At 71.2% G+C, this 24395-nt stretch carries 21 protein-coding genes and 1 pseudogene; 11 read left to right on the top strand and 11 right to left on the bottom strand.

What is annotated here, in order from left to right:
- Positions 1–14 precede the first annotated feature (14 nt).
- Positions 15–1826, top strand: coding sequence for an autotransporter assembly complex protein TamA (locus ACK4S2_RS01565; protein ID WP_409619630.1), 1812 nt, complete (start codon positions 15–17; stop codon positions 1824–1826).
- Complete coding sequence (locus ACK4S2_RS01560; protein WP_409619628.1) at positions 1826–5647, top strand: translocation/assembly module TamB domain-containing protein; 3822 nt, start codon at positions 1826–1828, stop codon at positions 5645–5647. Before ACK4S2_RS01565 ends, ACK4S2_RS01560 begins: the two co-directional genes overlap by 1 nt.
- Positions 5648–5719: 72 nt before the next feature.
- Here ACK4S2_RS01560 and ACK4S2_RS01555 read toward each other — a convergent pair whose 3' ends face one another.
- The 3 genes from ACK4S2_RS01555 to ACK4S2_RS01545 are packed head-to-tail and all read right to left on the bottom strand — an operon-like array spanning position 5720 to position 9469.
- On the bottom strand, positions 5720–7210 hold the full coding sequence (locus ACK4S2_RS01555) for a heme biosynthesis protein HemY (RefSeq protein ID WP_409619626.1): 1491 nt from the start codon (positions 7208–7210) through the stop codon (positions 5720–5722).
- A gap of 11 nt (positions 7211–7221) precedes the next feature.
- A complete protein-coding gene (locus tag ACK4S2_RS01550; RefSeq protein ID WP_409619624.1) occupies positions 7222–8679 on the bottom strand; it encodes a COG4223 family protein in 1458 nt (485 codons plus the stop codon).
- A gap of 43 nt (positions 8680–8722) precedes the next feature.
- Positions 8723–9469 carry a uroporphyrinogen-III synthase gene (locus ACK4S2_RS01545; protein ID WP_409619622.1) on the bottom strand — a complete coding sequence of 249 codons (747 nt, stop codon included), beginning with the start codon at positions 9467–9469 and terminating at the stop codon, positions 8723–8725.
- Positions 9470–9525: 56 nt separating this feature from the next.
- Between ACK4S2_RS01545 and tsaD the strand changes: the two genes are divergently transcribed.
- The 5 genes from tsaD to ACK4S2_RS01520 all read left to right on the top strand — a co-directional run bounded on the left by tsaD (position 9526) and on the right by ACK4S2_RS01520 (position 14246).
- Positions 9526–10608: a tRNA (adenosine(37)-N6)-threonylcarbamoyltransferase complex transferase subunit TsaD gene (gene tsaD / locus ACK4S2_RS01540; protein WP_409619620.1), complete on the top strand. Its 1083-nt coding sequence runs from the start codon at positions 9526–9528 to the stop codon at positions 10606–10608.
- A complete protein-coding gene (locus ACK4S2_RS01535; RefSeq protein ID WP_409619618.1) occupies positions 10605–11552 on the top strand; it encodes an NAD(P)H-dependent glycerol-3-phosphate dehydrogenase in 948 nt (315 codons plus the stop codon). Before tsaD ends, ACK4S2_RS01535 begins: the two co-directional genes overlap by 4 nt.
- On the top strand, positions 11553–11822 hold the full coding sequence (locus ACK4S2_RS01530; protein ID WP_409619616.1) for a YciI family protein: 270 nt from the start codon (positions 11553–11555) through the stop codon (positions 11820–11822).
- Positions 11822–12253, top strand: a complete 432-nt coding sequence (locus ACK4S2_RS01525; RefSeq protein ID WP_409619614.1) for an EVE domain-containing protein — start codon at positions 11822–11824, stop codon at positions 12251–12253. Before ACK4S2_RS01530 ends, ACK4S2_RS01525 begins: the two co-directional genes overlap by 1 nt.
- 175 nt (positions 12254–12428) lie before the next feature.
- Positions 12429–14246 (top strand): acetate/propionate family kinase, encoded by a 1818-nt coding sequence (locus tag ACK4S2_RS01520; protein WP_409619612.1) that lies wholly within the window; start codon positions 12429–12431, stop codon positions 14244–14246.
- A gap of 182 nt (positions 14247–14428) precedes the next feature.
- On the opposite strand, the gene ACK4S2_RS01515 is transcribed toward ACK4S2_RS01520, so the two are convergent.
- The 8 genes and pseudogenes from ACK4S2_RS01515 to ACK4S2_RS01480 all read right to left on the bottom strand — a co-directional run bounded on the left by ACK4S2_RS01515 (position 14429) and on the right by ACK4S2_RS01480 (position 21515).
- Positions 14429–14785 carry an integrase core domain-containing protein gene (locus ACK4S2_RS01515; RefSeq protein ID WP_409619711.1) on the bottom strand — a complete coding sequence of 119 codons (357 nt, stop codon included), beginning with the start codon at positions 14783–14785 and terminating at the stop codon, positions 14429–14431.
- Positions 14771–15260, bottom strand: a pseudogene (locus tag ACK4S2_RS01510) (IS3 family transposase); the annotation flags it as partial. The gene ACK4S2_RS01515 and the pseudogene ACK4S2_RS01510, both read right to left, overlap by 15 nt.
- Before the next feature lie 189 nt (positions 15261–15449).
- Positions 15450–16289 carry a carbohydrate ABC transporter permease gene (locus tag ACK4S2_RS01505; protein WP_409619610.1) on the bottom strand — a complete coding sequence of 280 codons (840 nt, stop codon included), beginning with the start codon at positions 16287–16289 and terminating at the stop codon, positions 15450–15452.
- Positions 16286–17161 (bottom strand): carbohydrate ABC transporter permease, encoded by an 876-nt coding sequence (locus tag ACK4S2_RS01500; RefSeq protein WP_409619608.1) that lies wholly within the window; start codon positions 17159–17161, stop codon positions 16286–16288. Before ACK4S2_RS01500 ends, ACK4S2_RS01505 begins: the two co-directional genes overlap by 4 nt.
- Positions 17162–17218: 57 nt before the next feature.
- On the bottom strand, positions 17219–18493 hold the full coding sequence (locus ACK4S2_RS01495) for an ABC transporter substrate-binding protein (protein WP_409619606.1): 1275 nt from the start codon (positions 18491–18493) through the stop codon (positions 17219–17221).
- 66 nt (positions 18494–18559) lie between these two features.
- Positions 18560–19843, bottom strand: a complete 1284-nt coding sequence (locus ACK4S2_RS01490; RefSeq protein WP_409619605.1) for an ABC transporter substrate-binding protein — start codon at positions 19841–19843, stop codon at positions 18560–18562.
- Positions 19761–20936, bottom strand: a complete 1176-nt coding sequence (locus ACK4S2_RS01485) for an ABC transporter ATP-binding protein (protein WP_409619603.1) — start codon at positions 20934–20936, stop codon at positions 19761–19763. The genes ACK4S2_RS01490 and ACK4S2_RS01485 overlap by 83 nt, the downstream gene beginning before the upstream one ends.
- 114 nt (positions 20937–21050) lie before the next feature.
- Complete coding sequence (locus ACK4S2_RS01480; RefSeq protein ID WP_409619601.1) at positions 21051–21515, bottom strand: MarR family winged helix-turn-helix transcriptional regulator; 465 nt, start codon at positions 21513–21515, stop codon at positions 21051–21053.
- A 59-nt stretch (positions 21516–21574) separates the two neighbouring features.
- Between ACK4S2_RS01480 and ACK4S2_RS01475 the strand changes: the two genes are divergently transcribed.
- The 4 genes from ACK4S2_RS01475 to phnD all read left to right on the top strand — a co-directional run bounded on the left by ACK4S2_RS01475 (position 21575) and on the right by phnD (position 24355).
- Positions 21575–22006 (top strand): VOC family protein, encoded by a 432-nt coding sequence (locus tag ACK4S2_RS01475; RefSeq protein ID WP_409619599.1) that lies wholly within the window; start codon positions 21575–21577, stop codon positions 22004–22006.
- A complete protein-coding gene (locus ACK4S2_RS01470; RefSeq protein ID WP_409619597.1) occupies positions 22003–22479 on the top strand; it encodes a VOC family protein in 477 nt (158 codons plus the stop codon). The genes ACK4S2_RS01475 and ACK4S2_RS01470 overlap by 4 nt, the downstream gene beginning before the upstream one ends.
- Positions 22480–22649: 170 nt before the next feature.
- Complete coding sequence (phnC, locus tag ACK4S2_RS01465) at positions 22650–23459, top strand: phosphonate ABC transporter ATP-binding protein (protein ID WP_409619595.1); 810 nt, start codon at positions 22650–22652, stop codon at positions 23457–23459.
- Positions 23456–24355, top strand: a complete 900-nt coding sequence (gene phnD / locus ACK4S2_RS01460) for a phosphonate ABC transporter substrate-binding protein (protein ID WP_409619593.1) — start codon at positions 23456–23458, stop codon at positions 24353–24355. The genes phnC and phnD overlap by 4 nt, the downstream gene beginning before the upstream one ends.
- Positions 24356–24395 lie beyond the last annotated feature (40 nt).

Here is a 24395-nt window from a genome sequence, read left to right as displayed (position 1 = left end):
GCAGGATCGCGCTGTTGGGTTCGGGGGGCTGCGTGCGGTTGGGATCGGGTCTGTTCGGGTGGGCGCCGCTGGCGCTGGCGGCCGTGGTCGCCTTTCCGGCCAATGGGCTCGATGCGGTCACCTTTTCGCTGCCCGGCGCCTCGGACGATCTGGCCGCCAGCCTGCGCGGCGCCTCGCTGACCGAGGCGGCGCGGCGCGAAGGCAGTGCCGACGCGCAAGAGGTCTTCGCCGCCGCCCGCGCCGATTACGGCCGCCTGCTGGGCGCGCTTTACGCCGCCGGGCATTACTCGGGCACCATCTCGATCCGCATCGACGGGCGCGAGGCCGCCGACATCGCGCCCTTGAACGCGCCCGCCCGCATCGGCACCGTGGCCATCGAGGTGCGACCCGGCCCCGCCTTCGCCTTCGGCCGGGCCGAGGCGGCGCCGCTGGCCCCCGGCACCCGCCTGCCGCCCGACTTCGCGCCGGGGCGCGTGGCGCAATCGGGCACCATCCGCGCCGCTGCCGAAGCCGCGGTCGATGGCTGGCGCGCCGCCGGCCATGCCAAGGCCGCCGTCGGCGCCCAGTCGCTGACCGCCGACCACCCGCGCGCGGTGCTGGATGCCCGGCTGACGATGGCCCCCGGCCCGCAGGCGCGGTTCGGGCGACTGACGTTCACCGGCCAGGCCCGCATGCGCGAGGCGCGGCTGCACAAGATCGCCGGCTTGCCGCAGGGCGCCGTCTATTCGCCCGACGAATTGCGCAAGGCCGCCGACCGGCTGCGCCGCACCGGCGTGTTCCGCTCGGTCGCGCTGGCAGAGGCCGAAACCCTCGGCCCCGGCAACACGCTGGACGTGACCGCCACCGTGGTGGAAATGCCCTGGCGCCGGCTGGGCTTCGGCGCCGAACTCACCAGCACCGAAGGCGCCACGCTTTCGGCCTTCTGGCTGCATCGCAACCTGAACGGCGGGGCCGAACGCCTGCGGATCGAGGCCGAGGCGACGCAGATCGGCCTGAACGACGGCGGCATCGACTGGCGCCTCGGGGCCGAGCTGCAGCGCCCCGCCACCTTCACCCCCGACACCACCGCCCGCCTCACCCTGCAATTCCAGCGCGAACAGTCGCGCCAAAGCCGGATCGACAGCTTCGATTTCGGCTTCGGGGTCACGCACATCTTTTCCGACAGCCTGACCGCGCGGGCCGACATCGTCTATTCGCTGACCCGTGCGTCCGACACGCTGGGGCGGCGCGATTTTCGCAACCTGTCCTTGCCGCTCGGCCTGACCTGGGACCGGCGCGACGACAAGCTCGACCCCCGCCGCGGCTTCTGGATCGATGCCGAGGCCAAGCCTTTCCTCGGCTTCGGCACCACCGGGTCGGGCCTGCGCGCCAGGCTGGACCTGCGCGGCTTTCAGCCGCTGGGCAGCCGCGTGGTGCTGGCCGGGCGGCTGCAAGGCGGCATCATCGCCGGGGCCGGGCTGCTGGACGTGCCGCGCGACGACCTGTTCTGGTCGGGCGGCGGCGGCACGGTGCGCGGCCAGCCCTTCCGCTCGCTCGGGGTGAATGTCGGCCGCATGATGACCGGCGGCACGCAATTCGTCGGCGGTTCGGTGGAACTGCGCGGCAAGGCGACCGACAGCATCGGCGTGGTGGGCTTTTTCGACTACGGCCGCATCACCGACAGCCGCTTTACCGCCGCCCCCGCCAGCAACTGGCACGCCGGCGCCGGGTTGGGCCTGCGCTATGCCACCCCGGTCGGCCCCCTGCGGCTCGACATCGCGGCACCGGCAGGCGGGCGCAAGGGCGACGGGGTGCAATTCTACCTCGGCATCGGGCAGGCCTTCTGATGCGGCGCGCGCTGGCCCTTGCCTTGTGCCTTCTGCCCCTGACCGCCACCGCGCAGGATGGCGGCGACCGCGGCTTTCTGACCCGCCTGCTGGAGGACAACCTGTCCGGCGCCGGGCGCGAGGTGCGCATCGAAGGGTTCGAAGGCGCGCTGTCCTCCAGCGCGCGCATCGCCGAACTGACCATCGCCGACGCCGGCGGGGTCTGGCTGCGCCTGACCGGCGTTGCGCTGGACTGGAACCGCGGCGCGCTGCTTTCGGGCCGGATCGAGGTCGAAAAGCTCAGCGTGTCCGAAATCGTGCTCGACCGTCTGCCGCCGGCCGACCCGAACGCCCTGCCCAGCCCCGAGGCGGTGCCCTTTGCGCTGCCCGACCTGCCGGTGTCGGTCAAGCTCGGGCAAATCAGCGCCGGCAGCATCCGCCTTGGCGCGCCGGTGCTGGGCCAGCCGGTGGTGGCGCGGCTGCTGGCCTCGGCCGACCTGGCGGGCGGGCAAGGCGCGGCGACGCTGCAACTCGACCGCACCGATGCCGGCGGGTCGCTGCGGCTGGCGGGGTCTTTCGCCAACGACACCCGGCGCCTCGCGCTGGACCTGGCGGTGCAGGAACCCCCCGGCGGGCTGGCGGCCGGGCTGCTGGGCCTGCCCGGAGCGCCGTCGCTGGCGCTGAACATTTCCGGCCAGGGCCCGATCGACAATTTCGAGGCCGTGGTCTCGCTGGCCAGCGGCGGGCAGGACCGGCTGTTCGGCGCGGTCCGGCTGGCCGCCACCGAAGACGGCGGCAGCGGCTTTCGCGCCGACCTGAAAGGCGACGTGTCGCCCTTGTTCCTGCCCGACTACCAGGCCTTTTTCGGCCCCGGCGTGCGCCTGCTGGCCGAAGGCCGCCGCACCGCCGCCGGCGCGATCGACCTTTCGGCGCTGCAGGTGCAATCGGCCGCCTTGCAGGTGCAAGGCGCGGCGCAGATTGCGGCCGACGGCCTGCCCGAACGGCTGGACCTGTCGCTCGACCTCGGCAGCCCGGACGGGGCGCCGGTGCTGTTGCCGCTGGCCGGCGACCCGGTGCGCGTCGGCGGCGCGCGCCTGCGGCTCGGCTACGATTCGCGCCAGCAAGGCGAAGGCTGGCGGCTCGACGGCACCCTCGAGGGGCTCGATGCCCCCGCCTTGCAGGCCGAGCGGCTGGCGCTGAAAGGCAGCGGGCGCATCGCCCGCCGGCCGGGCGGCGCGCGCGCCCTGGGCGGCACGCTCGACCTCGACGGCGCGGGCCTCGCGCTGGCCGACCCGGCGCTGGCGCAGATGCTGGGCGATGCGCTGACCGGCCAGGCACGGTTCCACTGGGCCGACGGCGCGCCGCTGGCGCTGTCGCAACTGACGCTTGCCGGCACCGGCTACGCGCTCGAAGGCGCGGCACAGATCGCGGGGCCGGTCACCGGCCTGACCATCGACGGCACCCTGACCGCCGAGGTGCAGGACATGGCCCGCCTGTCCTCCTTTGCCGGGCGGCCCTTGCGCGGCGTGGCCCGGGTGGGCTGGGCCGGCGCGCTGACCCCGCTGTCGGGCGCCTTCGACGGGGTGGCCAGCGTGCAGGGCCGCGACCTGCGCCTGGGCCAGCCGCAGGCCGATGCGCTGCTGGCGGGCGACAGCGAAATCCGCCTCGATGCCGCCCGCGGCCCCGATGGCCTGCACATCCGCGCGCTGCAGGCCACGGCGCGCAGCCTGCGCCTGTCGGGCAGCGGGTGGGTGCGCTCCTCGGGCCCCGATCTGGCGCTGGACCTCGACCTGTCCGACCTGTCTGTGCTGGGCGAGGGGCTGGGCGGGCAACTGGCGGCCCGGGCGCAGCTTGCCGGCACCTCGCTGGCCGACGACCTGCAACTGGACCTTGCCGGCACCGGGCGCGACCTGCGCCCCGGCATCCCCGAGGCCGATGGCCTGCTGCGCGGCACCACCGACCTTGCCGTGACCGCCGGCTACAGGCAGGGCGTGCTGCGGCTGGACCGCGCCCGGGTCGGCGGCACCACCTGGGCCATCACCGCCAGCGGCGCGCTGGATGATACCGTGCGCAACCTGACCGCCGCCCTGCGGTTCGACGACCTGTCGCTGGCCGGCCCGGGCTATGCCGGGCGCCTGCAGGCCGATGTCGCCTATGCCCTGGCCGGCGGGCGCGAAACCGCGGATCTCACGGCGCGCGCCAGCGGCCTGGCCACCCGCAACCCGCAAGCCGACGCCCTGCTGCGCGGCGCCACCACCCTTGCCGCCCGCGCCAGCCGCGAGGACGGCGTGATCCGGGTGGAAAACCTGGCGCTCGACACACCCCAACTGACCGCCCGCGCCAGCGCCAGCCAGACCGGCGCCAACCGCCGGCTGGACCTGACCGCCCGCCTGGCCGATCTGGCCCTGCTGGTGCCCGGCGTGCCGGGGCCGCTGAACGTCGCGGGCCGCATCGACGAAACCGCCGGCCGCCTCACGCTGGACCTGAACGCCACCGGCCCCGGCGGCATCGCGGCCGAGGTCGCCGGCACCGCGGCGGCCGACCTTTCGACCACCGCCTTGCGCGCCACCGGCAGCGCCGATGCCGCGCTGGCCAACGCCTTTCTCGGCCCGGTGGCGGTGCGCGGGCCGCTGCGCTTCGACCTTGCGCTGAACGGCCGCCCCTCGCTCGCCGCGCTTTCCGGCAGCGTGGCGCTGTCGGGCGGGCGGCTGACGCTGGCCGACCCGCCCTTTGCCTTTTCCGGCGTCGGCGCCACCGTCACCCTGTCGGGCGGGCGGGCGCAGATCGCGGCCGAGGCCACATCCGACACCGGCGGGCGGCTGGCCGTCAGCGGCCCGGTCGGGCTGACCGCGCCCTTTGCCGGCGACCTGGCCATCACCCTCGACGGCCTCGTGCTGCGCGACCCCAACCTGTATCAGACCCGCGCCAACGGCCGGCTGACCGTTTCCGGCCCGCTGACGGGGGGCGCGCGCATTGCCGGGCAGATCGCGCTGGGCGACACCGAACTGCGCATCCCCTCGTCGGGCCTCGGCGGCATCGCCGCCATCCCCGAGCTGCGCCACCTCGGCGAACCGGCGGCCGTGCGCCAGACCCGCGCCCGCGCCAGCCTGCTGGAGCCCGGCGGCGCCACCGCCGCCCCGGCGCGCGCCTTTGCGCTGGATGTCGCCATCTCGGCGCCGAACCGGGTGTTCATCCGCGGCCGGGGCCTCGATGCCGAACTGGGCGGCGCCTTCCGCATCGCCGGCACCACCGCGGCCGTCGTGCCCTCGGGCGGGCTGGAACTGATCCGCGGGCGGCTCGACCTGCTGGGCAAGCGCTTTGCCTTCACCGAAGGCTCGGTCCAGATGGAAGGCAGCCTGACCCCCACCCTCCGCCTTGTCGCCACCACCGACACCATCGACGGCAGCGCCAGCGTCATCGTCGATGGCCCGGCCGATGCGCCCGGCATCCGCTTCCTCTCCAACCCCGAACTGCCCGAGGAAGAGGTCGTGGCCCGCCTGCTGTTCGGCCGCGGGCTGACCAGCCTGACCCCGGTGCAGGCCGCGCAACTGGCCTCGGCCGTGGCCACGCTGACCGGGCGCGGCGGCGGCGGCGTGGTGGACCGGCTGCGCAAGTCCTTCGGGCTCGACGATTTCGACGTGTCGGCGGCCGAAGGCGGCGCTGCGGCCGTGCGCGCCGGCAAGTATCTGACCGAAAACGTCTATGTCGATCTCAAGCTCGACGCCGACGGCAAGTCGGAAGTGTCGATCAACCTCGACCTGTCGCCTTCGGTCACCGTGCGCGGCCGCAGCGGCGGCGACGGCGGCACCGGCATCGGCATCCACTTCGAACGCGATTACTGAAGCCCGGCGCCAAGCGACCGAGGCCGGCCCCGGGCGCCACAGCCGCAGCCGCCGCCGCTGCGCCGGCTGCCGCTAGGGCGTCTGGCGCGCCAGGTCGGCCGTGGTGCGGGCCGGGTCGGCGCGCTCGTCCGCCGCAGGGTCCGGCGCCGGCCCGGTTTGCGGCTCCGACTCCGGCTCGGGCGCGGCCGGGCGCCCCACGATCAGCGGCAGCATCTCGGTCTGCGTGGCGCTCGGGCCGGTGGTTTCGGGCGGTTCCTTCCAGGCCAGCGTGTCGAAGCCGCCGCAGTTGTCGCAGACCGGGCCCCAATGGGCGTGAATGGCATGGCAGGTCTCGCACACCCACTGCGGCCCGCGCGGCGCGGTCAGCGCCCGCGCCAGCCAGCCGCGCACCACCGCATCGTCGGCGCCGGTGCCGCGTTCGATCGCCGCCATGATGGTCAGCGCCCGCGCGGTGGGGTGGCGCGACACCAGGTCGCCCAGCGCCCGGCGCGCGGCCGGGAAATCCTCGGCGGCGATGTGCAGTTCGGCCATCAGCAGGCGGGTTTCGTCGTGGTCGGGGTTGATGTCGGTCAGCGTGCGAAAGCGCCGCACGCGGTCGGCCGGGGTTTCCTCGGGGGCGATTTCGGCAAAGGCGGCCGCCAGGTCGGGGTGGGGCTGCGCCTCCCAGGCCTTGCGCAGCACCTTGGCGGCGGCCTTGGGGTTGCCCTGCGCGATGTAGCTGCGCGCGGCCATCGCCGCGGCGGGAATCAGGTCGGGGCTGGCCTTGTTGGCGGCAATCGCCGCCTCGCGCGCCTCGATGCTGCTGGTGTCGTCCAGCAGCACCTTCGCCTCCTGCAAGGCCAGCACGGCATCGCGCCGCTTCCACACGTCGCGCGGCAGCGCCCCGGCCTTCAGCTTGGCACCCAGCGTCAGCCGCGCCCCGCGCCAGTCCTGCGCGCCGGCCTGCAGTTTCAGCAGCGCATCCTGGGTTTCGGCGTGTTTGGGCTTCAGCGCAAAGGCCTTTTCCGCCAGCTTCATCGCCGTGGCGGTGTCGCCTTGCGCCAGTTTCAGCTGCATCAGCCCGCGGATGCCCACGAAACGGCTGCGCGGGTCGTCCAGCAGCGCCTTCCAGGCGGCTTCGGCGCGGGCGGTATCGCCCAGGGCGGTGGCGGCCTCGGCCGTCACCAGGCTGGTGATCTCGGGGCGGCCCAGCAGCTTTTCGGCCTTGGCCGCCCGCGCCATCGCCACCCGCGCCTCGCCCGAGGCCAGGGCCAGCATCGCCTCGGACAAGGCGGCATAGCCGCGCCGCTCGCGGTTGCGGTCGAAATAGCGCGACAGCGCGGTTTCGTCGCCGGTCAGAAAGGCCACCACCGCCAGCACCAGGCCGATCAGCCGCAGCACCAGCCAGACCGCCACCACCAGCACCACCGCCGCGATCGCCGCCTGCAACGGGCCCAGCGTCACCTCGTAGCCCAGCATGGCGATGCGGATGCCGCCATCGGTTTGCGACAACAGCGCCGCCCCCCAGGTCAGCGCGGCCACCACCGCGAAGAAGATCAGGGCCTTTGCCAGGGACCAGAGCATCGGGCGTCTCCTTACTTCGCGTCCAGATCGGCGGCCAGAGCGGCCAGGGCGGCGGCGGCGGCCGCGCGGGTATCGGCCAGCGCGCGCCATTCGGCCAGCGCGGGGGCGGCTTCGGGTGGCAGCTTGTCCAGCTCGGCCAGGGTGGCGGGCAGGTCGCCGGCGCGCAAGGCGGCCTCGGCGCGCGACAGCACCGCGTCGGGGTCGTCGCCTTCGCGCGGCGCGGTCGAGCGCAACCCCGTCTGCGCCTTCAGGAAACTGCCCAGCCGGTCGGCCAGCGGCGCCCCCTCGGCAGGTCGCACCGTGGCGGCCAGCGCCGCCCGCGCCGCATCGGGAAAGCCCGCCTGCAATTCGGCCAGCGTGGGCAGCCCGGCGGCATGGTCGGCCAGCGCCGCCGGCACCGCCAGCCCCGCCGCGCCCAGGTCGGCCAGCGCGGCCTCATAGCTGCCGCCGGCCTCCAGCGCGGCCTGCACCCGCAGAATCGCCCCCCGCGCCACGGCGGCGCGGGCGGTGGCCTCGGCCTGGGCGCGCAAGGTGTCGGCCTCGGCCCGCATCGCCTCGGCCCGGGCTTCGGCGGCAGCCCTTTCGGCCTCGGCGGCGGCCTTCATCGCCTCCAGCTCCTGCGCCACGGCGCTTTGGCGCGGAATCGCGGCCAGCTCGGCGCGCAAGGCCGCCAGTTCGGCTTGCAGCGGGCCGATGTCGGGCACCGCCGGCGCGGCCTGCCGCAACGCCTCGATCTCGGCGCGCAAGGCCGCGAGTTCGGCCGGATCGATCCCGGCCGGGTCCGGGGCGGGCGGCGCCGCAGCCAGGCTTTCCAGCCGCGCTTCCACCGCCGCCAGCCGGTCGGCGAGGCCGGCGTCGGCCACCGGCGCCGTCAGCTCGGCCAGCTTGCGATCCTGCGCGGCCAGGCGCTGTTCGAGGGCGGCAATCGCCTGCGTCGGCGCCGCCAGCGGCCAGCCTTGCGGCACCGCCTGCGCCAGCACGAATCCGGCAAAGGCCGCGACCACCCCGCCCAGCACCGGCAACAGCGGGTTGGCCCGCGCCGGGGGCGGGGCCGGCGGGGCCGCGCGCTCGGGTTCCGGCTCGGGTTCCGGCTCGGGCGCAGGTTCCGCCGCACGCTCGGGTTCCGCCGCGCGCTCGCGTTCCGGCTCGGGCGCGGGCTCCGGCTCGGGCGCGGGCTCCGGCTCGGGCGCGGGCTCCGCCGCCGTGGGCGCGTCGTGCCCCGGCGCCGCGTCGGGCGCCGGCCCGGCCTGCGGTTCGGGTTCGGGCACCAGGGGCGCGGGGGCCTCTGCCTCGGCCGGCCGCGCGGGCTCCGTCACACCGCTGTCACCTTGCGTTGACAGTTCGGCCGCAGCCCCCGACTCGGGGCGCGCCGCCGCGTCGGGGGCGGGCAAGGCAACGGGGTCCGCATCGGGGGCGGATTCGGCGGCAAGACCCGGCGTTTCTTCGGTTTTCTTCCTGCGTCCGGCCACGTCCGCCTCCTTGCCGCTGCGGGCCGAGGCCCGCGATGTCAACCTAACTATACACCTGCGCCGCAGCGGCGCCACCGTCTTTGCCCAACACCCGGCCCAGCGCCGCCAGCATCCCGGCGGCATCGGGCGTGGGTGCCACCGCAAGGCCCGCGCCGGCCAGCGCCTGCACCGGCGCCGCCGCCGCCGCGCTGATCGCCGCCACCGCCAGCGGCGCGCGCAGCAGCGCCCCGGCCTCGGCCGCCAGCAGGCGCGCGCTGCGCGGCGAAAACACCGCCGCCACCACCGGCGCCGCACCCGCCAGCGCCGCCTGCGCCGCCGCCGACAGGGGCTGCGCCACCTGCGCATATACCACCGCTTCGGCAATGTCGGCCCCTGCGGCGTTCAGCCGCGCCGCCAGGTCGCCGGCGGCGTCCTGCCCGCGCGCATGCAGCCAGCGCCCGGCCAGCCCGCGCGCCGCCAGCGCGGCCACCAGGCTTTCGGCATCGCCCCCCACCGCCTCGGCCTGCCAGCCCAGCGCCTGCGCCACCTCGGCCGTGCGCGGCCCCACGCAGATCGCCGGCCCCCGCCGCGCCGTCAGCCGGGCCAGCGCGCGCGCCCCGGTTTCCGAGGTCAGGATGACGCCGTCCCAGGCATCGGGCAGCACCGGCGCGCGGAACTCGGGCACCATCAGCGGCGATACCACCACATCCACCGGCCCGAAGCGCGCGCGCAACTCGGCCGCAAAGCGTTCGGACGCTTCGGCAGGGCGGGTCAGCAGCACGGTCGGGCGGGATTGTCTGGCCATGCTCATGGTGTTACCCCCTGCGGCACCCCCCGGCAACGGGGCAGAGCGCGCGAAGTGGGGCCATGAGCGGAACGCTGACATTCCTCGGGCTGGAAAGCAGCTGCGACGATACCGCCGCCGCCGTGGTGCGCCACGGTCCGGCCGGGGCACAGATCCTGTCGTCCGTCGTGGCGGGGCAAGAGGCGCTGCACGCGGCCTTCGGCGGCGTGGTGCCCGAAATCGCCGCCCGCGCCCATGCCGAACGCATCGACCTCGTGGCCGAACAGGCGCTGGCGCAGGCCGGGCTGGGGCTGGGCGACCTCGACGGCATCGCCGTCACCGCCGGGCCCGGGCTGATCGGCGGCGTGCTGGCGGCGGTGATGTGCGCCAAGGGGCTGGCGGCCGCCACCGGCCTGCCGCTGGTGGGGGTGAACCACCTGGCCGGCCACGCGCTGACCCCCCGGCTGACCGATGCGCTGGCCTTTCCCTATCTGGTGCTGCTGGTGTCGGGCGGGCATTGCCAGTTTCTGCGCGTCGAAGGCGCCGAAAGCTTTCGCCGCCGGGGCGGCACCATCGACGATGCGCCCGGCGAAGCCTTCGACAAGACCGCCAAGCTGCTGGGCCTGCCCCAGCCCGGCGGCCCGGCGGTGGAATCCGAGGCCGCCTCGGGCGACCCGCGCCGCTTTGCCTTTCCGCGCCCGCTGCTGGACCGTCCGGGGTGCGACCTGTCGTTTTCCGGGCTGAAAACCGCGCTGCTGCGGGCGCGCGACGGACTCGTGGCGCAAAAGGGCGGGATCACCCTGCAGGACCGGCGCGACCTCTGCGCCGGTTTCCAGGCCGCGGTGGCCGATGTGCTGGCCGAAAAGTCGGCCCGCGCGCTGGCGTCAAGCCCCGGGATCAGCGCCTTTGCCGTCGCCGGCGGCGTCGCAGCGAATGCCGCGATCCGCGACCGGCTGGTGCAGGTGGCCGCCCGCGCCGGCGTGCCCTTCCTGGCGCCGCCCTTGCGGCTGTGCACCGACAACGCCGCGATGATCGCCTGGGCCGGCATCGAACGCTTCCGCCTTGGCCACACCGACGATGCCACCCTGCCCGCGCGTCCGCGCTGGCCGCTGGATGCCGCGGCCCCGGCGCTGCTCGGATCGGGCAAGAAGGGGGCCAAGGCATGACTGCCGTCCTGGGCGCCGGCGCCTTCGGCACTGCGCTGGCGGTGGCGCTGGCCGCCAACGGGCCGGTGGTGCTGTGGGGGCGTGGGCTGGCGGCCTGGGCCGGCACGCGCACCAACCCGCGCCTGCCGGGCGTGGTGCTGCCCGCCGGCGTGACCCCGACCGAGGCGCTGCCCGAAACGCCCGGGCCGGTGCTGCTGGCGCTGCCCATGCAGGCGCTGGGGGCGTTTCTGGCGCTGCACGCGCCGCAGCTCGATGGCCGGGTGCTGGTGGCCTGCTGCAAGGGGCTCGACCTGCAGAGCCTGCGCGGCCCCTCGGCGCTGATCGCCGCGCATTGCCCCGCCGCGACCGCCGCCGTGCTGACCGGCCCCAGCTTTGCCGCCGACATCGCCCGCGGCCTGCCCACCGCGCTGACGCTGGCCTGCGCCGACGAAGCCGCCGCCACCGCCTTGCAGGCCGCGCTGTCCACCCCCACGCTGCGGCTGTACCGCTCGGGCGATGTGGCGGGGGCCGAGCTGGGCGGCGCGTTGAAGAACGTCATCGCCATCGCGGCCGGCATCGTCATGGGCGCGGGCCTGGGCGACAGCGCCCGCGCCGCGCTGATGACCCGCGGCTACGCCGAGATGGTGCGCTTTGCCACCCGCCTGGGCGCGCGGGCCGAAACGCTGGCCGGGCTGTCGGGCCTGGGCGACCTCGTGCTGACCTGCACCTCGGCGCAGTCGCGCAACTTTGCGCATGGCTTTGCGCTCGGGGCCGGCCGCGCCCCCGACCCTGCCGCCACGGTCGAAGGGCTGGCCACCGCCCGCGCCGTGCTGGCCCGGGCCGAAACGCTGGACCTTGCCGCGCAGATGCCGGTGACCGCGATGGTCGCCGCGCTGACCACCGGCCGCACCACGCTGGCGCAGGCCGTGCAATCGCTGATGACCCGCCCCCTCAAGGAGGAATGAATGCCCTTCGTGCTGCTCTGCCAGGACAAGCCCGGCGCCTTGCAAACCCGGCTCGACAACCGCCCCGCGCATCTCGACTATCTCAACGCCTCGGGCGTGGTGCTGTTCGCCGGCCCCTTCGTCGAAGGCGGCAACCCCGTCGGCTCGATGGTGGTGGTGGACCTGCCCGACATGGCCGCCGCCCGCGCCTTTGCCGAGGCCGACCCCTATGCCCGCGCCGGCCTGTTCGCCAGCGTGTCGATCCGCGAATGGCGCAAGGCGATCGGCTGATGCGCCACTGGCTGATGAAATCCGAGCCCGACGTGTTTTCCTGGGACGACCTCGTGGCCAAAGGCGCACAAGGCGAGGAATGGAACGGCGTGCGCAACTATCTGGCGCGCAACAACATGCGCGCGATGCAGCTGGGCGACCGGGTGTTCTTCTACCACTCCAACATCGGCCTCGAAATCGTCGGCATCGCCGAGGTCTGCGCCCTGTCGCACCCCGACAGCACCGCCGAAGGCGACCCGCGGTGGGATTGCGTGGATATCCGCGCCCTGCGCCCCTTGCCGCGCAAGGTGAGCCTGAAGGAAATCAAGGCCACGCCCGAACTGGCCGGCATGTCGCTGGTCACCTCGATGCGCCTGTCGGTGCAGCCGGTGACGCCCGACGAATGGGCCACCATCTGCCGTATGGCCGGGCTCGACCCCGCCGCAGCCTGAGGCGCGGCTACCCCCGGCGCCGGGCGGCCAGCACCGCCCCCGCCGCCGCCCGACGCCACAGCCGCGCCCGGCCGCAAAGCGCGCACTGCCGCCGCGTTCGGTCTTTCGCCGGTCGCAAACGCAAGGCAAACTGCCCCGCAACCCGTCAGACGCCCCGCCGAAAAGGACCGGACCCATGCGCATCCTCGTGTTCAACGCCGGCAGTTCCAGCCTGAAATTCGGCGTCTACGACCTGTCGGGCGACGAAACCCAACGGGTCAAGGGCAGCTTCGACCGCTTCCGCGGCGGCACCTGCGAGTTGAAGCTGACCGTCGGCGACCAGCGCCACGACGCCACCCCCGCCTTGCCCGACCTTGCCGCCGCCATCGCCGCGGTGCCGGACCTCATGTCCGCGCATGGGGTCAGCGGGCTGGATGCCATCGGCCACCGCATCGCGCATGGCGGCGCGCGCTTTGCCGCCCCCGCCCGGCTCGACCCCGCCACCCTGGCCGAGATCGAAACGCTTACCCCGCTGGCGCCCTTGCACAACCCGGCCAACCTGGCGGCGGTGCGGCTGGCCATGCAGGTCTGGCCCGACCTGCCGCAGATCGGCGTGTTCGACACCGCGTTCCACCTGTCGGCCCCGGCCTTTGCCACCACCTACGCCGTGCCGCAGGCCTGGCGCGACGCGGGCCTGCGCCGCTTCGGCTTTCACGGCACGTCGCACAAATACGTGGCCCTGCGCGCGGCCGAGGCCATCGGCCAGCCGGTGGACCGGCTGCAGATCGTGTCCTGCCATCTCGGCAACGGCGCCTCGGTCTGCGCCATCAACCGCGGCCGCAGCATGGATACCTCGATGGGCCTCACCCCGCTCGAAGGTCTGGTGATGGGCACGCGCTCGGGCGACGTGGACCCGGGCGCCTTCGGCTTTCTCGCGCGCGAACTGGGCCTTGGCGTCGATCGGGTCGAGGCCGCGCTTTACAACGACTCCGGCCTCAAGGCGCTGACCGGCAGCCCCGACATGCGCGATGCCGAAGACCGCGCCGCCGCCGGCGATGCCGCCGCGCAACTGGCCATCGAGATCTATGCCTACCGCGCGCGCAAATACATCGGCGCCTATGCCGCCGCGATGGGCGGGCTCGACGCGCTGGTGTTCACTGGCGGCATCGGCGAAAACTCGGCCTCCATGCGGCGGCGCATCTGCGACGGGCTGGAATTCATGGGCGTCACGCTGGATCACGACCGCAACGCCCGCCCCGACCTTGCCCACCGCGCCGCGCCGGAACTGCAAGCCTGGGGCGGCCGGGTGCGGGTCATCGTGACCGAAACGCAGGAACAGTTGCAGATCGCCCGCGAAACCGCGCAGGCGCTGCAACGGGCCGCCCCCGTCTGCCTGTCGGTGCCGGTGGCGGTATCGGCGCGCCACGTGCACCTTGCGCCCGATCACGTGCAGGCGCTGTTCGGCGCGCCGCTGACGGCCGCGTTTCCCTTGCGCCAGCCCGGCAACTTCGCCGCACACCAGACCGTCCGCGTCGAAGGCCCCAAAGGCGCCTTCGACGGCGTGCGCGTGCTGGGCCCCGCCCGCGGCCGCACCCAGATCGAGGTGTCGCGCACCGATACCTTCGCGCTCGGCCTCACGGCGCCGGTGCGCCTGTCGGGCGATCTCGACGGCACGCCGCGGGTGCGGCTGGTGGGGCCGGCCGGCACGGTGGAAACCGACGGCCTCATCATCGCCGCGCGCCACATCCACATGCACCCCGACGATGCCGCCCGCTGGGGCGTGCGCGACGGGCAGGAGGTCGAGGTGCGCGTCACCGGCACGGGGCGCGACATGACCTTTTCCGAGGTGCTGATCCGCGTGCAGCCCAACGCCTTCACCGAAATGCACATCGACACCGACGAGGCGAACGCCGCCGGCATCAGCGGCGCCGCAACCGGCGCGCTGATCCGCCCCGCCGGGGTCGGCCCCGGCCCCGGCCCTGTATCCGGGGCCGGGTCAGGGTCCGAGGTCTAGGGTCATTGTCGATCAAGTTGAAGCATAGCCAGCGTGCCGGAGATACCGGCTGCATTCCTGCGGAGTGAATGTGACCTGCCGCTGAACTTTCATGCAGCTGCGACCTGAGCCCGGTTGCTGTTTACGCCGATCGGCGTGCGGTGTGAGCTACGGCTCAACCCTCGGACAGATTTCCGGCTGGTTCAAGCTACCACCTGCACCTGCTGATCGGTTTGGGTTGCGTTGAAATAGCCCACGGCGGGCGGTTGACCGCCATGGGCAGCGTGAGGCCGCTGGTGGTTGTAGAAGGTGATCCAGCATCCGTCTCCGGCCTTGGCCTGTGACCCGGCTTCCCAAGCGTGCAGATATACGCATTCATACGTCAGGGACCGCCAAAGTCGCTCGATGACGACGCCGTCCAGATACCGGGCTTTACCGCCCGGGCAGATCTTGGTCTTTGCCCTTTTTCGTCGATCCGTCCGGCCGAAGGACGTGAACTGGCTGCCCTGGTCGGTGTTCATGATTTCGGGCGGGCCGAACTTGTGGATGGCCTCGTTCAAAGCCTCGAGGCAGAACTCGGCCTCCAGCGTGCTGGAGATGCGCGAGGCCAGCACCTTGCGCGCGAACCAGTCCATGATGGCCACCAGATAGAGAAAGCCCTTGCGCATCGGCAGGCAGGTGATGTCGGCGCACCAGACCTGATTGGGCCGGTCGATCCGAAGCCCGCCCAACAGGTAGGGGTAGGCAGTGTGCCCCTTCGCGGGCGTGCTGGTGTTGGGCTTTTGACAGATCGGCACGGAGGAGGGTCAGAAAACAGTCCGGAGGACTATTTTCCCGACGACGGCGCATAAGGCGCATCAGCCGCCGGATGCGCTGTTCATTTACGGCATGACCCTCGTTCTGCAGGTGCCATGTCATCTGCCGGACGCCATAAAACGGTGCCTCCAGGAACTGCTTGTCGATCCTTGGCATCAGGTCGAGGCTCATCGCCGTCTCGCCTTGCGGCGCGTAATAAAACGACGACCGCGAGATGGAGGCGGCCAACGCCCGGCTGGCGGCCTTTTCGCGGCGGGTGCGGGTCGCGGCGGCGGCTGCCGTGGCCGCGGCGACTGCTGCGGCGGGCCGAGGAGGCGCGGGGCACGCTGGCGGCGGGCGGCACGGGGCTTGACCCGCTGGCCGAAGCGGCGGTGCGCCGCGCGGAGCCCGAAGCGGGCGGCTTGCCGGTCACTTGACGCCAGCGCGCATGAAGCTTTGCACGAACTGACGCTGAAAGATCAGGAAGGCGATCAGCAGCGGCCCCGAGGTTATCAGGGTTGCGGCATTGATGATCGACCATTCGGTGCCGCTGTCGGTGGTGGCAAAGATCGACAGGCCCACGGTCAGCGGCCGGGTGTTCACCGATGAGGTGATGATGAGCGGCCAGATGAAGTTGTTCCAGTGATGGCTGACCGACACGAGGCCGAAGGCCAGCATCGTCGGCCGTGCCAGCGGCACATAGACCCGCCACAAGAGGCCCGCCCAGGAGCAGCCTTCGATCCGCGCCGCCTCGTCCAGTTCGCGCGGCACGGTCTTGAAGGTCTGGCGCAAGAGGAAGATCGCGAACCCGCTGGCGAAATAGGGCAGGCCGATGGCCAGGATCGAATCGATCAGCCCGAGCTGGCCCATGGTGGCATAGTTCCGCACGATCAGGATGTCGGGCATCACCATCAGTTGCACCAGCACCAGCGCGAACAGGATGTTGCGGCCGGGAAATTCGAACCGGGCAAAGGCGAAGGCAGCCATCGAGCACAGAACGAGCTGCGTCGCAAGGATCATCGTGACCAGCAGGATCGTGTTCACAAAGTAGCGCCCGAAGGGCGCGGCGTTCCAGGCGGTCACGAAGTTTTCCAGCGTCAGCGGCGCCAGAAGCACGAAGCGGGTCTCGTAGGCCGAAGGGTGGAACGCCGTCCAGACCGCATAGGCCAGCGGCAGGATCCAGACCATCGCCAGCGCCCAGGCGCCCAGATGGATCAGCGCCCGGTCCAGGTCGAACGGGCGCGCGGGGGGGGCGGTCAGCACGGTCATCGGTAATGCACCCTGCGGTCGAGAAGAAAGAACTGCCCGATCCCCACCAACGCGAGGATGCCCACCATCACCACGGTCAGCGTCGCGGCATAGGCCGTATCCCAGAACCGGAATCCCTGGTCGTAGATGTAGTAGAGCAACAGCATCGAGGCGTTGTTGGGCCCGCCCTGGGTCATGACGAAGATATGGTCCACGGTGCGGAAGGCGTTGATCGTGGCATTGACCGACACAAACAACGTGGTCGGCATGATCAGCGGCCAGATCACCCGGCGAAAGAAGGTCCAGCGACCGCACCCCTCGATCGCCGCCGCCTCGCGCAGGCTGGGCGGAATGGTGTTCAGCGCCGCGAGGTAGAAGATCATGAAGAACCCCGCCTGCGACCAGACGGTGACCGCGCTGATGGCGTATAGCGCCGTTGCGGGGGTGCCGACCCAGTTGCGCGGCGACAGGCCGAACAGGCCGCGGATCTGCTCGAACAGGCCGAAGCCGGGCAGGAAGAAGAACAGCCAGATGTTGGCGACCGCGATCAAGGGCAGCACGGTCGGGGTGAAGAACGACATCCGCACCAGGGCGCGGCCGCGGATGCGGCCTTCGACGAACAGCGCCATCACCAGCGCCAGCGCAATCGAGCACGGGATGGTGATCGCGGCATAGATCGCGTTGTTGGTCATGGCGCGCAGAAAGATCGGGTCCTCGATCAGCCGCGTGTAATTGGCTGTGCCGACAAAGGCCGCGGCGCGGCGGCCGCGCGGGGTGGACCAGAAACTGTCGATCACCGTCTGCACCGCCGGATAGTGGGTGAAGGTGAACAGAAGGATCAGCGCGGGCGCCAGAAACACCAGCGCGGTCAGCCAGTCGCGTCGCAGCAGCATCGGCGGTCCCTTCGGCGAAATCGGCGGCGCCCGGGGGGCCGGGCGCCGCGCAGGGGTCTATTTGCGGTAAGCCGCGAGGATCGCGTCGGCGGCGGCCTGCGCATCCGCCATGGCCTGCGCCGCCGACTTTTCGCCGTTCAACACCGCAGCCACGTTGTCGTTGAACGCCTTGGAGACTTGCAGCACGTCATAGGTCGAGAACTGCCGGATCGTGTATTGCAGCTGATCGCGGGCGACCACCGCACCCGGCACTTCCTTGACATACTCCTTCATCACCTCGGTTTCCCACACCTCGGGGCGCGGAGCGACATAGCCGGTGGCAATCGACCATTTCGCCGCCTGCGCCGGCGCCGTGGCCCATTTCACGAACTTCACGGCTTCGGCCAGCTGTTCCTCGCTGGCGCCCTTGAACAGATAGAAGTTGCCGCCACCCGTGGGCGCGCCGCGCCGCACCTTGGCGGGCAGCATGCCCACGCCGAAGGGGAAGGTCGCGTTCTTGCGGATGTTCGTCAGGTTGCCCGTGGTGGTCCAGATGATCGCGGCCTGGCCGTCGAGGAAGGCGCGCGGCGTCGCACCCCAGTCGATCACCCCCGGCTCCATCACGCCATGTTCGCGCGACAGCGCGGCCAGGAATTCCACCGCGCCGATGGTTTCGGGCGTGTTGAAGTAGGCTTGCGTGCCGTCCTCGCTCGACATCTCGCCGCCGTTGGCCGCGACCAGCCCGGAGGGCAGCCAGAGCGACTGCGCCGGGATTCGCACGCCCCATTGCGTGACCTTGCCCGAGGCGTCGCGCAGCGTCAGCTTCTTGCCCATCTCCACCATCTCGTCCCAGGTGTCGGGGCCCACCTCGGGGTCGAGGCCCGCGGCCTTGAACGCATCCTTGTTCCAGTAGATCACCGGGGTCGAGCGCTGGAACGGGATGCCCCAGGTCTTGCCCTCGGTCTGGCTGTTCTGCATGAAGGCCGGGAAAAAGCCGCCGACCCAGGTCTTCATCTCCTCCTCGGTCAGGAAATCGTCCCAGGGCAGGATCAGCTCTTCGTCCAGCAAGGTGAAGAGGTCGGGCGCATCGAGGATCGCCAGTTGCGGCGGGTTGCCGCCGCGCGAGGCGGTGATGGCGCGCGCCAGCGTGTCGGGATAGCTGCCCGCGTAGATCGCGCTGATCTTCACGCCGGGGGTGACGGCGGTATAGTCGGCCACCAGTTCGTCGATGATCTGGGTGGCCGGGCCGCCGATGGCCACAGGGAAGTAGAATTCCAGATCGACGGCCTGTGCGGCCGGGGACAGGCCGAGGGCAAGCGCGGCCGAGGCCGCAAATGTCCGAAGCATGGTCATGGAAACCTCTGATGTAACGGCGGGCAAGGGCGGGCAGCCAAGGATGGCTGCCCGAGGGCAAAGGCCTTAGCGATAGGCGGCCAGGATGGCGTCGGCCTCGGCCTGGGCGTCGGCCATGGCCTGGGCCGGGGTCTTCTCGCCGATGATGGCGGCGGTAAGATTGTCGTTCAGGATCTTCGTGACCTTGGGCCCCTCGAAGGTCGAGAGTTCGGGCACGGCAAAGGCCAGCTGCTCGCGCGCGACCAGCGCACCGGGCACCTCGGCGACATAGGCCTTCATCCGGTCGGTATCCCAGGTATCGGGGCGCGGGGCGACATAGCCGGTGGCGATCGACCAGTCGGCCGCCTGTTCCGGCGCGGTCGCCCATTTCACGAAATCGACCGCAGCGCGGACCTGCGCCTCGTCCGACCCCTTGAAGAGATAGAAGTTGCCGCCGCCGGTCGGCGCGCCGCGGCGTTCCTTGGCGGGCAGCATCGCCACGCCGAAGGGGAAAGGCGCGTTCTTGCGGATGTTCGTGAGGTTGCCGGTGGTGGTCCAGACCATCGCGGCCTGGCCATCGAAGAAGGCGCGAGGCGTGGCGCCCCAGTCGATGATGCCCGGCTCCATCACGCCATGTTCCTTCGACAGGCTGACCAGGTATTCGAGCGCGCCCACCACCGCGGGGGTGTTGAACATCACCTCGGTGCCCGCGTCATTGGCCAGTCCGTCCTGTCCGTTGGCCGCGACCAGCCCGGTGAAGAGCCACGACGGAAAGCCCGAGGACGGGATGCGCACGCCCCATTGCGTGACGTTGCCCGCCGCATCGCGCAGCGTCAGCTTCTTGCCCATCTCGACCATCTCGTCCCAGGTGGCGGGGGGCACTTCGGGGTCAAGGCCCGCGGCCTTGAACGCATCCTTGTTCCAGTAGAGGACCGGCGTGGACCGCTGGAACGGGATGCCCCAGGTCTTGCCCTCGGTCTGGCTGTTGCGCAGGAAGGCCGGGTAGAAGCCGCCGATCCAGTCCTTCACCTCGGCCTCGGTCAGCATGTCATCCCAGGGCATCACCACATCTTCGTCGATCATGGTGAACATGTCGGTGGACAGCAGGATCGCCAATTGCGGCGCTTTGCCGCCACGGGCGGCGGTGATCGCGCGGGCGGTGGTGTCGGCATAGCTGCCGGTATAGATGGCCGCGATCTTGGCCTCGGGGTTCTGGGCCATGTATTTCTGCGTCAGCGCCTCGATCGTGGCGGCGGCATCGCCGCCGACGGCGACGGGGAAGTAGAATTCAAGATCGACGGCTCGGGCCGGCAGCGAAAGCGCGGCGATCATCGCGGCGCCGGTCAGCATCCGGGTGAAGAAGCGGGTCATGCGGGGTCTCCTGTCGTGTAAGGATGTCGGGGGTGGATTGGTGATGCGCCGAAGCGATCCGGCGGCCCTTGTCGTCAAAGAAATGCAGCCGGTCCTGCGGCAGGACCACGGTCAGGGTTCCCCCCGGCGGCATGACCTGGCCCGACAGCCGCAGAACCGCGCGCGCGGCGCCGAGATCGAGCGTGACCAGCTGTTCGGCGCCCAGAAACTCCTGCCCGCAAAGGCGCGCCGTCACCCGCGGCCCCGCACCCGTGGCAGCCGTCCCTTCCAGCGCGATATCCTCGGGGCGGATGCCGATGGTCGCGGTGCCCGGCGGGGCGGCCGCATCGGGCAGGGCGGCGCGCGGAATCAGGTTCATCGGCGGGGTGCCGATGAAGCCCGCGACAAAAAGCGTCCCGGGCCGGGCGTAAAGGTCGCGCGGGGTGGCGGCCTGTTCGATGCGGCCTGCGTTCATCACCACGATGCGGTCGGCCATGGTCATCGCCTCGACCTGATCGTGTGTGACATAGATCATCGTCAGACCCAGCCGCTGCTGGAGCGCACGGATCTCGGAGCGCATTTCGGCGCGCAGCTTGGCGTCGAGGTTGGACAGCGGCTCGTCCATCAGGCAGACGGGGCGTTCCGAGATCACCGCCCGCGCCAGCGCCACGCGCTGCTGCTGGCCGCCCGAAAGCGCGGCGGGTTTGCGCGAGAGCAGCGCGCCGAGCCCCATCATGTCGGCCACATGCGCCAGCCGCCGCGCCTGTTCGGCCCGGCCCACCCGCCGCAACGCGAGGCCGAACAGGATGTTCTCGGCCACTGTCAGGTGCGGAAAGAGCGCATAGGACTGGAACACCATCGACAGGTTGCGCGCCTTGGGGGGCAAAGGGTCGATGCGCGTCGCGCCTTGCCAGATCTCGCCCTCGGTCGGCTGGTCAAGGCCCGCAACCAGCCGCAGCAGCGTCGATTTCCCGCATCCCGAGGGCCCCAGCAGCACCGAGAACTGCCCCGCCTCGAATGTGACATCGATCCCGGACAGCGCCGCGACCGGGGCCGCGGCGGCCGCCGCAAAGGATTTGCCGACCTGCGCAAGCCGGATGCTGGTGTCCTGCATGTCCCTGCCCCTTCCATCACGAACCCTGTCTTAGGAAAGGTATGCAACAGGCAAATGACCCCGACCGCGCGCGGCGCCGTTTTTTGCGGGCGGTCCGGCGCTGCGCGGCAGGCGTCACAGGGGCGGTTGCGCCAGCGCGCCAAGGCCCGTCCGCAGCGCCTCGGCCATGCCGGGCAACATCATGGCCTCCAGCGCCGCATGTTCCTCGCGCCAGACATCGACCGCCTGTCGCATCAGTGCCACGCCCTCGGGCGTGATCCGCAGACGGCGCGAACGGCCGTCGTCGGGGTCAGGCTCGACCACCAGCAGCCCGCGGCGGGCGAGCGGCTTGACGGCGGCGGTGAGCGTCGAGGGATCCATCCCGAGGAAGGGCGCGAGCCGGCCGATCGGCGGCGGCTCGGGCTGATTGAGCGCCACCATCAGCGCAAACTGCCCGTTGGTCAGCCCGAAGGGCCGCAGCGCCGCATCGAAGCGCCGCGCCAGCCGCCGCGCCGCCCGCTGCACCGCAAGGCACAGGCAGGTGTCGCGGATGTGAAGGACCGTGTCGCGCGGCAGCAGGCCGGGGGTTGTCTCGGTCATGATCCTTTGATCCCAAAGTAAATGAGGGCACCCAAGGATGCCTTGTCAGGGAGGACAGGATGACGCAACCCGATCCCGCGGGGGCAAACCCCATGCAGGGCGTCGTGCCCTGCATCGCCATGGCGGGCCGCACCGCCGAGGCGATGGATTTCTACGCCCGCGCCTTCGGGGCCGAGGACATCGGGCGGATGCCCTTCTACGATGGTAGCCCCGGCGTGATGCACGGGCAGGTGCCGATCAACGGCGGCGCGCTGATGATGACAGATTCGGGGATGAACCCTGGCGGGGCGGAGGTCCGGACCATTCAGACCGGGTCTGGCCACCTGCAACTGGTCGTCACGGACGGCCGCATGTGGTGGAACCGCGCCATCGCGGCAGGTTGCACCGAACTCGTGCCCTACGCCCGCCAGCCCTGGGGCGACGACTGGGGCATGGTGCAGGATCCCTTCGGCCTCAAGTGGGGCATCATGCAGGATGGGGGTGCGCAATGACCCCCAAGAACACCGTCTGCATCTGGTACGACACCGAGGCCGAGGCGGCCGCGCGCTTCTACGCCTCGGTCTTTCCCGACAGCGAGGTTACGGCGGTGATCCGCTCGCCGATGGACAACCCCGGCAACAAGGCTGGGGATGTCATGGTGGTGCTGTTCACCGTCTGCGGCCTCCCCTGCATCGGGCTGAATGGCGGACCGGCCTTTCCGCACAGCGAGGCCTTCTCGTTCCAGATCGCCACCGACACGCAAGGCGAGACCGACCGCTACTGGACCGCGATCGTCGGCAACGGCGGGCGGGAAAGCGACTGCGGCTGGTGCAAGGACCGCTGGGGCGTCAACTGGCAGATCGTCCCGCGCACGCTCACCGAGGCGCTGGCGGCGGGCGGCGATGCAGCGCGGCAGGCCTTTGCGGCGATGATGACGATGCAGAAGATCGACGTGGCGGCCATCGAAGCGGCACGGCGGGGGTAGGCGTCGCCCCGTGGCGCGGTTCGGGGCCTCGGTGCGCGCCTCGGCCCTTCGCCAGCCCACCGCGCCCGAGGAGACGGGATCCCGAAACTGGCCCCCCGTCATTGATGCGTCATGCGTCATTCGCCGAGCTGTCGCAGAAGGGGGTTATGCACATCGCCTGTGAGGTGAGCATGACCCTGAAGATCGACAGACTGACAAAGGTTTTCGCCACATCGACGGCGTTGAACGACGTGTCCTTCACGGTTCCGACCGGAAGCATGGTGGGCGTGATCGGTCGCTCCGGGGCGGGAAAATCCACGCTCTTGCGCGCGATCAACCGGTTGTCGGATGCGACCTCGGGCACGATCGTATTCAACGGCCAGAACGTGTCCGGCCTCAAGGGGGCGGAGCTTCGGCGCTGGCGGTCACGGGCGGCGATGGTGTTTCAGCAGTTCAACCTGGCCGGCCGACTGGACGTGATGACCAACGTCCTTCTGGGCCGGCTGTCGCGGGTCTCCACGTTGCGGGCGGCGCTGAACCTCTATTCCGAGGAGGATCGCGCGATTGCCACCGCGGCGCTCGACCTCGTGGACATGGCCGATTATGCTGCGCAACGCGCCGAAAGCCTGTCGGGCGGCCAGCAGCAGCGGGTGGCGATCGCGCGCGCGCTGGCGCAGGAGCCCGAGCTGATCCTGGCCGACGAACCCGTGGCCAGCCTCGATCCGCGCAACACGCGCATCGTGATGGACACGTTGCAGCGGCTGAACCGCGAGTTCGGCATCACCGTGCTGGTGAACCTGCATTCCATCGACCTGGCCCGCAAATACTGCGACCGGCTGATCGGCTTGCAGGGCGGGCGAATGTTCTTCGACGGCACCGCGGCGCAGCTGACCGACGGCGTGGTGCGCGACCTTTACGGAATGGAAAGCAGCGAGGCCGGGGTGGAGAACACCCCCCTGTCCGCCGTGAAACCTGTGGCCAAGATGGAGATGGCGAAATGAAGACGACGATGATGGCGGCGGCGGTTGCGGCCCTCGTGGCGGCGCCCGCGCTGGCCGCCGACGCCTGCAAGGACGACGGCGAACTGGTGTTCGCGGTTGTGCCGGCGGAAAACGCCCAAGGCTCGATCGACCGTTTCACCCCGACGGCCGACTACCTGACCGGACAGCTCGGCACCAAGGTGACGCTGCGCGTGGCATCCGACTATGCCGCGGTGATCGAGGGCCACAAGGCCGGCAACATCCACATCGGCTGGCACGGCCCGGGGTCGTTCGCCCGCGCCTATCAGGTGACCGGCGGCAACGTGACCCCCTTCGCCGCGATCAACAACAATGGCGCCGTGGGCTATTACTCGGTGATCTACGTCAAGGCCGACAGCCCCTATCAGTCGCTGGCCGACCTGAAGGGCAAGAAGTTCGGCCTGGTCGATCCCAACTCGACCTCGGGCAACTTCGCGCTGCGCTTCTTCATGGACCGCGACGAAAAGATCACGCCGGAAACCTACTTCTCGGACGTTGTCTTCACCGGCAGCCACGAGAACGCGGTGATCGCCGTGCAGCAAGGCACCGTCGATGCCGCCGGCAACTGGTGGGACAACGAGGAACAGTCCAACCTGCGCCAGATGGAAAAGAAGGGCATGGTCAAGTATGACGACTTCCGCATCGTGTGGAAGTCGCCGCTGCTGGCCGGCTCGCCGCTGATCTACGTCAACACCCTGTCGGAAGGCTGCAAGACCGCGATCCAGGATGCCTTCATCCACATGACCGAACGTTCGCCCGAGACCTATGCCAAGTTCAACGACGGCAAGGGCCAGGGCTTCCTGCCGGTCAAGCTGGAAGACTATCGCGAATCGATGGCGATGATCGAATACGTTGATGCTCTGCGGAAAAAGCAGTAAGGACAAAGGGTTGCAGGCCCCGGCGCGGGGCCTGCAACCG

Origin of the sequence: Gemmobacter sp. (assembly GCF_046292685.1) — a bacterium.
Taxonomy (GTDB): Bacteria; Pseudomonadota; Alphaproteobacteria; order Rhodobacterales; family Rhodobacteraceae; genus Wagnerdoeblera.
This window is presented reverse-complemented; position numbering and strand designations above follow the sequence as displayed.